The sequence below is a fragment of the Xanthomarina sp. F1114 genome (assembly GCF_026410255.1).
Classification (GTDB): domain Bacteria; phylum Bacteroidota; class Bacteroidia; order Flavobacteriales; family Flavobacteriaceae; genus Xanthomarina.
In genome coordinates this window covers 56,833-69,820 of sequence record NZ_JAPMLL010000011.1, presented here as the reverse complement: position 1 = coordinate 69,820, position 12,988 = coordinate 56,833, and the positions used below count along the sequence as shown (strand labels likewise).

Annotated in this window: 9 protein-coding genes and 1 pseudogene; 1 reads left to right on the top strand and 9 read right to left on the bottom strand. The window is 31.0% G+C overall.

The window, feature by feature from the left end; genetic code table 11:
- Window positions 1–32: 32 nt before the first annotated feature.
- The gene (locus OS188_RS10335) at window positions 33–584 is read right to left on the bottom strand and encodes a restriction endonuclease (protein ID WP_267148763.1); all 552 of its coding nucleotides are present in this window, start codon (window positions 582–584) and stop codon (window positions 33–35) included.
- A 90-nt stretch (window positions 585–674) separates the two neighbouring features.
- Complete coding sequence (locus tag OS188_RS10330; RefSeq protein ID WP_267148762.1) at window positions 675–1,316, bottom strand: DUF6266 family protein; 642 nt, start codon at window positions 1,314–1,316, stop codon at window positions 675–677.
- Window positions 1,317–1,796: 480 nt separating this feature from the next.
- Here OS188_RS10330 and OS188_RS10325 point away from each other — a divergent pair, with 480 nt between their 5' ends.
- Entirely contained in the window at window positions 1,797–2,975 is a 1,179-nt protein-coding gene (locus OS188_RS10325; RefSeq protein ID WP_267148761.1) for a hypothetical protein, read from the top strand.
- A 1,156-nt stretch (window positions 2,976–4,131) separates the two neighbouring features.
- Here OS188_RS10325 and OS188_RS10320 read toward each other — a convergent pair.
- The 7 genes and pseudogenes from OS188_RS10320 to OS188_RS10290 form a co-directional block, all read right to left on the bottom strand.
- Window positions 4,132–4,596 carry a hypothetical protein gene (locus OS188_RS10320; protein ID WP_267148760.1) on the bottom strand — a complete coding sequence of 155 codons (465 nt, stop codon included), beginning with the start codon at window positions 4,594–4,596 and terminating at the stop codon, window positions 4,132–4,134.
- On the bottom strand, window positions 4,596–4,967 hold the full coding sequence (locus OS188_RS10315; RefSeq protein WP_267148759.1) for a helix-turn-helix domain-containing protein: 372 nt from the start codon (window positions 4,965–4,967) through the stop codon (window positions 4,596–4,598). The genes OS188_RS10320 and OS188_RS10315 overlap by 1 nt, the downstream gene beginning before the upstream one ends.
- Before the next feature lie 2 nt (window positions 4,968–4,969).
- Complete coding sequence (locus OS188_RS10310) at window positions 4,970–5,494, bottom strand: hypothetical protein (protein ID WP_267148758.1); 525 nt, start codon at window positions 5,492–5,494, stop codon at window positions 4,970–4,972.
- Window positions 5,495–5,563: 69 nt separating this feature from the next.
- Window positions 5,564–6,520 carry a PDDEXK family nuclease gene (locus OS188_RS10305; protein WP_267148757.1) on the bottom strand — a complete coding sequence of 319 codons (957 nt, stop codon included), beginning with the start codon at window positions 6,518–6,520 and terminating at the stop codon, window positions 5,564–5,566.
- Between the two features lie 58 nt (window positions 6,521–6,578).
- Window positions 6,579–9,686, bottom strand: a complete 3,108-nt coding sequence (locus OS188_RS10300; protein WP_267148756.1) for a type I restriction endonuclease subunit R — start codon at window positions 9,684–9,686, stop codon at window positions 6,579–6,581.
- Window positions 9,673–10,785 carry an AAA family ATPase gene (locus OS188_RS10295; RefSeq protein ID WP_267148755.1) on the bottom strand — a complete coding sequence of 371 codons (1,113 nt, stop codon included), beginning with the start codon at window positions 10,783–10,785 and terminating at the stop codon, window positions 9,673–9,675. The genes OS188_RS10300 and OS188_RS10295 overlap by 14 nt, the downstream gene beginning before the upstream one ends.
- 616 nt (window positions 10,786–11,401) lie before the next feature.
- Window positions 11,402–12,949 (bottom strand): annotated as a pseudogene (locus OS188_RS10290) (type I restriction-modification system subunit M); the annotation flags it as partial.
- Window positions 12,950–12,988 lie beyond the last annotated feature (39 nt).

Sequence of the window (12,988 nt, the reverse complement as noted above, 5' to 3'; positions counted from 1 at the left end):
TATCCCCACATAATCCCCGCTTTTTTTACAATTTATTCTTCAATATCTTCTGCCTGAAAACGTATTATCCATTGGACTAATTCATCTCTATCAACTAATTCACAATAATTTACTGAAGCCAATTCATAAGCTGCTTTTGAATAGTAACTATTTGTAATTACCATAGATTTATTGCAATCATAATAATTCATACCAGCAACAGCATCACTTACTGCTCTTCTCGAAACATTACTTTGTTGTCTTTTTACTTGTATTGCAATCTTATCATTTTCAAAAGTGGCTATTATATCAACACCAAAATCGTTAGATGCTTTGGTTACTTCAGCTTCGTAACCTTCATTAATTAATAATTTTTGAACATAATACTCAAACAAAATACCATCCATTTCATCAATTTCTGAAACAGATATGGCCTTAAAATATTCTTGTTTAGCTATTCTCTTTTTTCTTTCATTATATAAATAAATCCCTAAAAAAAATAAAGCTATCGGTACAATAATGTACCAATATTCAATCATAAAATAGCCAATCATAGCAATGAAACCTCCTAAAGCTATTAATCCATCTTGTTTTTTACTTGCCATTATGCTATATGTAGAAATGTAATTGATAAAAATAAGAAAACCGTTACAATTTAATGTAACGGTTTAATCGCTATTAATCTAGGATCACTTTTAAGATGCCGTACCACTACCTAAATAAACGCTATTTGATACTCTGGAGCCATCAGCTTCAATGAATGCCATAAACAACTCTACAGTGTCCCCTGCATAAGTTGAAGGTATAATTAAGGTTTCCGTTCCAACTGTTCTATCAGCACCTTCTAATTGCGAAATAGATTCTTTCTTTGTTGGATTATAAACTAACAACATCGCTTTATCAGTTGTATTGGCATTTCCTTCAGCAGAATTATCATCCCAACTGAATGTTACTTGACCTGCTGTAGACAAATCAGTACCAGGATTCAATACTCCAGATAAATTACCTCTACTCAAAAAAGCAAGCGTATAATCAACATTAAAGTTTGGTGCTATACCAGTAATGGCATTATTCAACACATAAGACATTGCAGCATTGAACTGTGTCATTTTCACCGCATAATTCTTATACCCTTTCTGCACGAATGCAAGATTTGGCTGTAAGAACTCTAACGTTACAGTAAATTTATTTCTTTGATTTACTTGTCCTACCGTTCTTGGATTAGCAACACTGGAAGGCTTAATTCTTAAATAATCAATTCCTTTCCAATTACCACCAATAACATTACCTACCTTTCCAGATAGTCCTCCTAAAATTCCTTGGGCTATTTTCCCCATAACATATAACAATTTTTAATTACTACTCATTCGGACTTGGTACGGACTTCATAAGGATTCAGCTCCTGTATGTTTATATAATAAATTACGGCAATATTTGAGGGTTTAGTCGTTCAAATTCATTGAATACCTTCTTTTACTTTATTTTATCCCTTTATTCTTCAGAAGGAATCAGTAATAATCAAAAACATAAACCCTTCCTATAATTTTTTTTGACAAAGAAAAAAAGAAAAAAGAAAGCCGAAAACTTGGAGCCGTGGCTATACTGTCAAGTTTTTTGGAAAAAATATTGCGAATGGAAAGGTTTTAAAAATAAGCACCTAAACATAGGTGCAATATTATTTTCAAAACCCGGAGGGCTTGAACTTTATAGTATAATAGCGTTGGCTGGAGGAAGGCTACTAAATTTGCTTGTTTTATTATTTTAAATTAAATTTAACGAAAATAACATATAAGACTTAAACTAGACGCATACGTAATATGAGTAAAAAAACTTATTCTTTTGAACACATGTTAAAAGTATACAATATAAAAGTGAACAGTCTAAATGATTTAATTGACGAAAAGTTTGAAGGAATTGTACCTGAAGAAATACCTGCTTCATTAAATAATGAAATAGCTATGCTATTAGGTGTACAACCAAAGAGACTTAATCCAATACCAAAGAAAAAGAAGGTTTTAAAAAAAGAGAAACCAAAAAGCTTAAAGAAAAAAAAAGAAGTAACTCCCAAAAAAAAAAAGAAGACTTATAAAACTGAAATAAGCCAGATTGAGAATTCAAAATATAAAGAAAAAATAGAGGAGTATTTTGAAGAGTTAAAGTCTAAAATCAATAATGCTAAAATCATGGAGGAAATAAATCAAGCATTTGAAGCCCTCCCTGATAAAATACAATACCTAAAAGAGGATTGTGAAAAAATCTATTTTACATGGAAAGATATGATTTTTACTACTAAAGGAGTAAAAGTAGATCCGAATATTGTTTACCTCACAATTAATATTGACGGACCAACTAAAATACTCAATGATATAAAAGTCTCCTATTTTCAGAGAAAATATGACAAAACTCTTTACAAAGTCTATATTAACAAAAACAGTAAAAAAATTGAATATTCCCTCTCGAGTGATATAAGAAAAATAAAGGATATAGTTTCGGAACATATAATTAGTAAAGAAACTTTAAGCAAAAAAACATCTACTAAACAAACTATTGGGAGCTATACTCACGATAATTATAATACTACAAAACAAATAAGTAATAAAGATATTGCACGATTATACCAAAGCAACAATTACATAAAAGAATCTTCAAAATTTCTAAAAACAAAGGACGCTGCTTTTGCATTATGGGAAAACAACAACTCTGTCTTTGAAGAAGCTATTTTATTCGTTTTTTACCGCAAAGTACATGTGTATGTGATATGGGAAAATATAAATGAAAATAGAGCATGCTATATTTTTAAATACAAGCCAAGTAATTTTAAGAAAAAAATAAATAATTTAAAGAAGTTCATAAATACAGATATTGAATACAAAAGATGGGATTTATTTAACAATAAAGGAAATACTAATTCTTTGAAGTATGAAGAGTATTACACTGTTATTCATGAATGTAAAGAGAGTTATAAAAGAAAATTACATTCCTATTTAAAAAATTAAGCTCAAAATAGACTTTAATTTAAATACTACTTAAATATATGCTTTTGGCAGGTAATCTAAAAGGCGCGAGCCGACTGCGAGATTAGCAAGGGTGGTGTGGTAATAGCACGTTGCATTTTAGCAAAAGTGCGTACCACAGCAACGGTTTACCGCAAGGGTGGCGGATTTTTTGATTTTTTAGGTAGTCAGATGTTACTTTATAAATACAACGACATAATCAAGTTTAGGTAAGTGCAGGGATTGAAAGAGGCAATGGAAGGTTTTGAGAATAGTTTTCATTTAAGGTTTTGCGTTTATGTAATTAAAAGAGCTTTGAGGATTTAAAGGGTTTGAGGGTTTATGTAGATTTATCTAATAGCCAAACCGTAATGTAAAAACTATTTAGCGTGGATGGAATTGCCGACTGAATGAGTTGCTCTTGCTTATTGTCAGCAAATGGGATAATCCGCAACATAAATGTTAGTTCAGGTTGATGTTAATTGTAAGTTTTGTTAATGCAATTATTAAATATTCTTTAGTAGCATTGCGGTTATCTTATTTGCCATTGAATTGGTTCAAAAAATGTGACACCCGCAGACCCACATGCTTACTTAAAACAGATGTAATTGAATTTAGGTATTTTCAATTATAGTATTAATAAACTTTAAAAGATAAAATCATGTGGGTTTTGCCCGAAGCGACCCGCAGGCTCGCATCATATTAAGTAGCGGTTGCCCCTTAATAAATTATTTCAGCACATCGTGCTGACCTTATTGGATTTTAAGGGGCAAAAGTAGCTACGGGTGAGGAAGGAGAGCATGTGTGCAATAAAACAAATAAATAGTGCCAACGAGGATGTGCCACCGCAGTGGTGCTATTTATGGTATATGCAAGCTTTTTTAAGGTTATGCTATTATTGATTATGAGATTGTTTCACTGCGTTCGCAATAACATTTATATTACAAATTGGCTTGCAGATATGTTTTGTGGAACAAAATAGAACGACTGACGAACACCTTATTACCTGCCCTTCCTGCTTATTCTATATATTATGAATATTCAAATTTCAAATATTACTTCTTTACAAAAAATCCGTTTACTTTTAGGTTTACCCATAAACATAATTATATTATTTTCTAAAAATCATCGCAAAGTTGATTTAGGTAAGTTGGTGTATTTATGAATTACCACTATTACTTTTTTGCTGCATGGATAGCATTTTTTGAGGAGAAACTACAGGTAGAATTATCCCTTGCATATTGGTATTAGACAACCTTTCAAAAATAATACCTCTAGCTGTTGAAAAACTAATACCTAAAAGCGTAGCAATAAGGACTCCAGTAAATATTGGAGAATTATCTTCCTTTAATTGATAATACTTATTTAACTCATCAATTTTAAAATGAAAGTCGAAAACAAAGCGTGCTTTAGCATCAGAGGACACCTCATCATGGATTAAATCTAGAAACAACCCTATTTTTACCCTTTCATCTTTTAAATTATGCATTGTTGTTTGTGCTATGTTTATATTGAAGTTATTATCTCCTTTTTGAGATACATCCTTAATAGCACTTTCCACAATATTAATGTGAAATAGGTGTATTTTTTCTGGGTCTATTTTAATCTCTTTACCTTTACTCATTAGCTTGCTTCGCTATAATTGGTTTCCTCATAATCATTGATAGCATCTTCCATACCACCAGGAATAGATCCTAAATAAACGTATTCGATTTCTTTTATTGGCTCAATATTAATTAGGTTAATATCTAAAACCTCTTCCATTTTAGTAATACTCTTTAGGGTAAGGTTGTGCAAACCAGATAGCCATTTAGATATTTCAGAAGGTTTTTTACCTAACATTTCAGCAAACTGTTTTTTCTTGATACCACGTTCTTTTAAAACAGCGCATACTTTTTCAGTTATAGCCAAATTTCTTTCAATAAATCTATCTATTTCAGTATTTTTATTAGCTTCTAACCAATTGTCTAATATGTTGTTTTTAGGAAATTCCATAATTAATAAAAGAGTTTAAAGTTTTTGTCACAATTAATTAAAGTACAATCATCATTCCAAACTATATCGTGATTTTTGAATGCTTCATCTATTGCTTTTGTAAGTTGATTAGCCAATAAGAAATGAGGTTTCACATTTGGGCAGTCTTGAGCTTTATTTGCTGTTTTAATATCACCACCAAACAAAAAAACTACATTCTCATTAGCTCTTAAACAATACAATCTTAATGTATTGTTTTTCTTTTTGCCATTTTCAATGTAATACGGTTTTTTGTCTTTGCCCACAGGTGGTAATGCTGAAGTGTCTGCGATGTAAGCTTCATTTCTGAAAAAACGTTTTTGTGCTCCATACTTTTTTCCAATTACTTGTATCCATTTTAAAATATGGTATAGTTTGTTTTTGTTTTTAAGCTCATGCTTTTTAACAAACTCTTCGTACAAGGTCTCTTTATTATCGTTTAATATAACAGAGTAATATGCTACTCTATTATACTTAAACAATGGTTTTATGTGTGCAAAGTTATTCACTTATAAGTTAATTTACAAATATTTTTCACTTTTAAGTTAATTTTAAGACTATTTATAGTGGTTCTATTACTATACTAAATTGTTATATTTCTGCTTAATTAGGAACATTAAATAGTCTATATCTGTGTTTTTATTCCATTTTATAACATAAACATTCCCTTTAGTGCCACTCTTCCATTCCCATGAACGCTCTGCTGCAATACCTTTTGGGTCGTCGATATCAAAGTAATTCTTTGACTTTGTACCATCTATATTTAGGTTTCCTCTAGGAATATCAATTGGAATAGCTGATTTTCTAAAATGAAAATAGGCAATTGCTTTGTTGTTAGCTGTTAAACTTATATAGTGCTTTTTGGGGTTTATTTCAATATTGTCTAAAGCAGTCAATCGTTGTTTTAATTCATCCCACATTGCTCCCATTTCGCTATTAGTTTTATTTAGATGATATTCTTCATCAAAAACTTTCACTTCCTTATTTACACTACTAATAACATTTTGTGTTTTTTGATTGGATAAAGAATCTATACTTTCTTTAGAGGTTGATTGATGCTTATTAAGAATAATTACGCCATTAGTAAATCTTTTTATTTCATAGAGTTCAAAAGGAAGGTTTTTAAAATTAACACTATCCTTTTGGTAGGAATTAAAAGATGGCGACACAAAAATAATCTTTGACTGGCTCCAATCTACATCTTCAACCCGTAACACTTTATTAAAATGCTGCGATAGTTCTAATAAAAAATCAGATTTGTTATTCAACAATAACTGTAAATAGGTATAACCTTGATCTATCACAGAGTAGCTGCTTCCTTTCTTGTACTCTATAATAACAAAGGAATTATTATCAGAATCATAGCATAATGAGTCTATACGGTATTTATCTACAGTAAATTCTGTTTTAACAAATTCAAGGTTAAACAATTCCTGTGTATTAGTTTCAATTAAGTCTTGTATATCTTTTTCTAACTTAAAAGGTTTTGAAGTAATACTTTCTAATTTGTTATTCTTTACATTATATAATTCCATTTTTCTATTTAATTTAATATTAAGGTCTAGAAATACCGTTTATAAATGTGCTTAATCATTATAATTGCCCTCCTACACCTTTATACTTATCAATAAAAGCCGATATTTTTTGAAATACACTTTGCTTTATTTTTAGGTATTGCGGGTTTAAAGGACTCATTTTAGGTAAAATACCATTCAGTTCTGTGCCATTTTCACTAGCATATTCACGCTTTAATGATGTTAAGATATATCGTTTTGCAGCTTCTTCATTTAAATTCTCATTTGTTATTAATGCTGAAGCTTCTGTTTTCTGTTTTCCTTGTGCATAAGTAAAGAACGCATCTATAATAGTTGCTTTTTCTTTTATATCATCCAAATTTGTATCATTAATAAAATCTACTATTAAGCCTTCTTTTGCCCTATTACCGATACTTGCTCGAATTACACGTCTTATTTCTTCTACTAGCTCTTCCTTGTTTTTAGATTTCTTATTATTCTCAAAAATTAACTCAAGTATATAATCTAAATTTATTTCTTGCGATTTTAATAAATCGACTTCAAAAACTACATCATCCCAATCGATGTCCGATTCTTCTGCTCCTTTACCTTCTTTCTCACGTCTTAACCAATCGCGAATATCATTATAAGTAGAACGATAATCCTGAATGGTACGTTCGGCAAGTAGCTCTATTTGTTGCATAACAGCTATATCTTCATCTGTTACAAAGTGTGTTTCTTTAAATGCTTCAACAGCTTCTGGGTCGTTTATGTCTATACTTTGTAATTCTTTTAGATTGGCAAATTCATCGTAGTTTTGAAGTATGTTTTCTACACGTAAATATTCACCAAAAAGTTTAGAAAAAGCCTTCTTATCTTTTTCTGTTACAATTTCATCTGGGTTGGGAAACTTTTCGTTCAGTTCTTTTACCACCTCAACATAACCACGTCGTGCTTTTCCTGTTGCAATATCTGTAAACCCTTCTAGATATTCTTTATAGCTTTTCTCTAATACTACATTTCTTGTACTACTATCCCCAAAAAGTGTAATTGAATCTATAGTGGCTTGTTCTAAATCTCTAAAGGTTACAATATTACCAAAAGTCTTTGTAGCATTGTATATACGGTTAGTACGTGAAAACGCTTGCATTAAACCGTGATAACGCAAGTTTTTATCTACAAACAATGTATTTAATGTTGGCGCATCAAAACCTGTTAAGAACATACCTACCACAATAAGTAAATCTACTTCTTTTGCCTTAACGCGTTTGGCTAGGTCGCGATAATAATTCTGAAATTCTTTACTATCAACACCATAACTTGTTTTAAACATGTTGTTATAGTCATCAATAGCTGCTGTTAAAAACTCTTTTGCGCTCAAATCCATTGCTGCTGGCTCAAAAGATTCATCTACTATTTCACCAATAGCACTTTGTTCTTCATTGGCTGCAAAAGAAAATATAGTAGCTATTTTTAATGGTTTATCACTACCCTTTTGAAGCTTGTTTAATTCTTCGTAATAACATTTAGCTGCATCAACACTGCTCACTGCAAACATGGCATTAAAACCACTATTACCACCTTGTGTACGGTGTGTTTTTTGCCTATAATGTTTTAAGATGTATTTAGAAACTTCCTTTATTCTTGTTGGATGAAGTAAAGCTTTTTTATTTTCTGCTGCACTTAATTTTTTTTCGTCTATCTCTGTTTCTATTTTTCTAAATTTCGGCCTTACATCGTTATAATCAACCTTAAATTTTAATACTTTCTCGTCTCTAATAGCATCTGTAATAACATAGGAATGTAATTCGCGACCAAATACACTTGCTGTAGTTTCAGAACCTAAAGCATTTTGAGGGAATATAGGCGTACCCGTAAACCCGAATTGATAATACTTTTTAAATTTCTTTTGTAGATTTTTTTGTGCCTCACCAAATTGAGAGCGATGTGCTTCGTCAAATATAAACACGACTTGTTTTTGATATATAGACAAGTCACTTTCACTTTTTATAAGGTTATTTAGTTTCTGAATGGTTGTGACTATAATCTTATTATCATCCTTTTCAATATTTCTTTTTAAACCCGCTGTACTATCAGACCCATTCACACTATCTGGTGAGAAACGTTGATACTCTTTCATGGTTTGAAAATCAAGGTCTTTTCTATCTACAACAAAAAACACTTTATCAATAAAGTCTAGTTTGGTTGCTAGTCTTGCTGCTTTAAAACTTGTAAGCGTTTTACCAGAGCCGGTAGTATGCCATATATATCCACCACTTTCTGTTGTAGCCCAGTTTTTTGCTTGAAAAGAACTCGCAATTTTCCATAACATGCGTTCAGTGGCAGCAATTTGATAAGGTCTCATTATTAAAAGCGTATCACTTACATCAAAAACTGAATAGTTAAGTAGTATATTTAATAATGTGTGTTTTTGAAAAAATGTTGCTGTGAAATCTTTTAAATCTTTGATAAGTGTATTGTCCGCTTTTGCCCAATTCATAGTAAAATCGTAACTATTTTTATCACGTTGTACTGTGTTAGCAAAATAACGACTGTCTGTACCATTGGAAATTATAAACATCTGTAGGTACTTAAATAGTGAGTTATCTGTATTAAAGCTCTCTTTGGTATAGCGATGTACTTGGTTAAATGCCTCACGAATAGCTACACCTCTCTTTTTTAATTCTATTTGTACTAATGGTAAGCCATTTACTAATATAGTAACATCATAACGGTTTGCATCTGTGCCTTTTTGTTTGAATTGCGAAATGACTTGTACTTTATTGCGAGCTATGTTTTTTTTATCTACCAGATAGATGTTTTGGATATGCCCATCATCAAACACAAAATCGTGGATATAATTATCGTGTAATTTCCTTGTTTTATCGACGAGGTTATCACTTGGTTTATCTAAATATTCTATTACAAAACGTTTCCATTCTTTATCTGTAAATTGCATATCATTAAGATCTTGCAAATGCACACGCACATTATCCAACATACGCTCCTGATTGGTTATTTGAGGGATAAATTCGTAACCTTGATTTACTAAATCTTTAATTAATTCCTTTTCTAAATCTGCCTCTGTTTGATAGCTTGCAGGTGCTTCATTTAGTTCTGAAAACTTTTTGTATTTATCTAAAACAATAAAATTGTTTGATTCTGCTATGGTTTTATATTGTTTCATTTTGTTCTGCTTTCCAGTAATTATAATTAGTTGTGAGGTGATTTAATAAAAAACTTACCGTTTGTTTCTCTGGTTCTGTAGGCTCTGGTATTGCTTCGTTTGACAACGTTGAATGACTTGTAAACTGAATTACACGATTATAGTATGTTTGTTTATCATCAGGTAATAATTCTGACCAACGTGGATAGCCTAAAAAATTTGCAGTTTTCTCATATAGGTTTCTTAATAGTGTAAAATGATATTTCTGAATACTATTATTTACAATGGCATCTTCAATCGTATTTTTTAAATGAATATGATATGAAAAACTTTTATTGGAATCTCCTCGTTTTACAGGAATATTATATGACCCATCTTCAAATTTATTTAACATATAACATGTCTTATTCCCTATTTCATTAAATAGCACGTTATAAAACAAAGGATTATGTGTTGTTATTATGAACTTTAAGCCAGAATCACTTGATTTTATTAATTCTGCAATATTTACAGCAAGTTCTATTAAATGATCATCATCTAATGAACTCACTGGATCATCAATAAATACATACTCTAAATGATTAAATTGTTCCGTATCACGTTCATTTTCTTCCGAAATATTCAAAGTACTTATAGCTTGCTCTAACAGGCTATAAAATATACTCCATATAAAACAACTTTCTTCTCCTTTAGAAATTTTCACATAATTTGAATCAGAATCATCACCGCGCTCAAAAGAAAAACGAACTTCAGAAAATTCACTATTAAAATTAGGTGTTAATTTATCATTTGTATAACGCTGGAAATGAGCTGTTATATTTGGTTCTTGACCTTGGTCTTGGAGCACCCAATTTGTATATCCATTAGGCTGTATTATTAATTTCCTATCTAAATCATTATCCAAATCATTATCCCAATAAAATAAATCTTCTGTAAAAGCATTATAATATAAAACTTTAGATTGATACTCTTCTTCCGAATCAACCTCTTTTGGGGATATTAAATTTTTAAACTCCCGTGATAAACGTGTTTTACCCGTACCATTAAAAGCGTAGATTAACTGTACTTTTTTTTGACTGTCTTTTAGTGATTGTGCTATTTCTGTTAATGACTGCCTCATATACTTATACTTCTAAACCATCTTTTGAGAATGTTAGCAGTTTATTTCTATAATATTCATATTGTATTTGCCTTGCTGAAAGCTCTGCTGAAAGCTCTGCTGAAAGCTCTGTAAATTTATTTAAGGCATCAACTATTTTATTTTGAATATTTAATGATTTTTCTGGTTTATTGGGGCAAGGTATTGGGATTTTTTTTTGGCTATATTTACTAATCCACTGTCTCTTATGGTCACCTTCCACTAAACCACTTGGTAGCGTGTTGAGCCAAAAGTAAATATACCTTAATGATATTTTAGTATCATCTTTAGAAGTTATCATTTTCATTGCAGATGATTTCACTTTAAAATCAAAATCAACCCATTTATTAGCAGTAGTAAAATCATCAAATATGATTACTGGATTTTCTGAACCTTTGTAAATACCATTAGTTTCATCTGTGTAGCCAAGAATAAAAGTTTTACCTGCTGTTAAAACTGGGGTCTTATATTTATCACTATAATCAGTTGAACTAACTCTATAATTACCAGGCTGCTCATAATTAGTAACATCTCCAAGTGGCATCCATTCAAAATCAACACCATCAACTAACTTTTCCATAAAGTTTGCGCTATTATCGGAGTCTATATCTTTAACTAATATCTCAATATTTTCACGTAGCTTATTTATATTTTTTACAGTATCTGACACTTTGTTATTCAGCTCATTAACATCAATGTCTTTTTCTGTTTTTTTTGCTTTAACATAAGTACTTACTGAAAGATTGTAATTCTTTTCTGCTATTTTAGAATTGTCTATAGTTGTGGTTACATGTGCAACTTCTTCTTTCGTATCGAATAGTTGGATAACCTTTTCAATATGATTATCATACAATACATTATTATTTGTTTCTTTTTTAAAGAACTCTTCGCCTGTAGCATCTATAAACTGTGTTTTTGTATCGGTTTTATGTTTAGATAAAACTAAAAGTGTAACCGCTATTGTAGTACCATAAAATAAATTAGGTGGTAAATTGATAATGGTTTCTACATAGTTATTATCGACCAAATACTTTCTAATTTTCTGTTCTGCGCCACCACGATAAAAGATACCAGGGAAACACACCAAAGCTGCTCTACCTTTGCTTGATAAATAGCTTAATGAGTGTAATACAAACGCAAAATCAGCTTTAGATTTTGGCGCTAACACTCCTGCAGGAGCGAAACGGTCGTCGTTAATTAACGTAGGGTCGGCACTACCTTTCCATTTTATAGAATATGGTGGATTAGACACGATGGCATCAAACGGTTTATCGTCTCCTAATTGTGGGTTCATTAAGGTATCACCCAACACAATATGAAACTTATCGTAGTTAACGTTATGTAAAAACATGTTCATACGTGCCAAGTTATAGGTAGTGTGGTTTATTTCTTGCCCAAAGAAACCTTCTTCTATAATATGGTTGTCGAAGTGTTTTTTAGCTTGTAAGAGTAACGAACCAGAACCTGCAGCAGGGTCGTAAATTTTATTGATTTTATCTTGCTTGTGCATTGCTAATTGAGCAATGAGTTGCGATACGTTTGTTGGTGTGAAAAATTCACCACCAGACTTACCTGCATTGGCCGCATATTTATGAATAAGAAATTCATAGGCGTCACCAAAAAAATCTATTTTGCTATCTTTAAAATCGCCGTCTAGTTTTAAGCCTGCCACACCTTTTAAAACATCGGCTAATCTGCTATTTTTGTTTTCAACGGTATTACCTAGTCGGTTACTTGTGGTATCAAAATCGGCAAATAGGCCTTTTATATCCTCTTCTGATGGATACCCATTTGCAGAACTTTCTATTGCATTAAATATAGCTGCTAAATCTGTATTTAGATTATCGTTATCGTTTGCATTTTTTACAACATTTACAAAAAGTTGACTTGGATAAATAAAATACCCTTTGGTTTTTATGGCGTCGTCTTTTATTTCTGGTGTAATTACATCGTCTGGGAGGTTAGCATAATTTACACTTTCATCACCAGCTTCAATATAATCGGTAAAATTCTCACTAATAAAACGGTAAAAAAGAGTTCCTAACACAAAGTGTTTGAAATCCCATCCATCTACTGAACCACGTACATCGTTGGCTATTTTCCATATTTGATTTTGTAATTCGGCTCTTTGTGCTGTGCTTGTCATTTATTGATTTTATGATGTTTTGTTCCAAAGTACGGAACT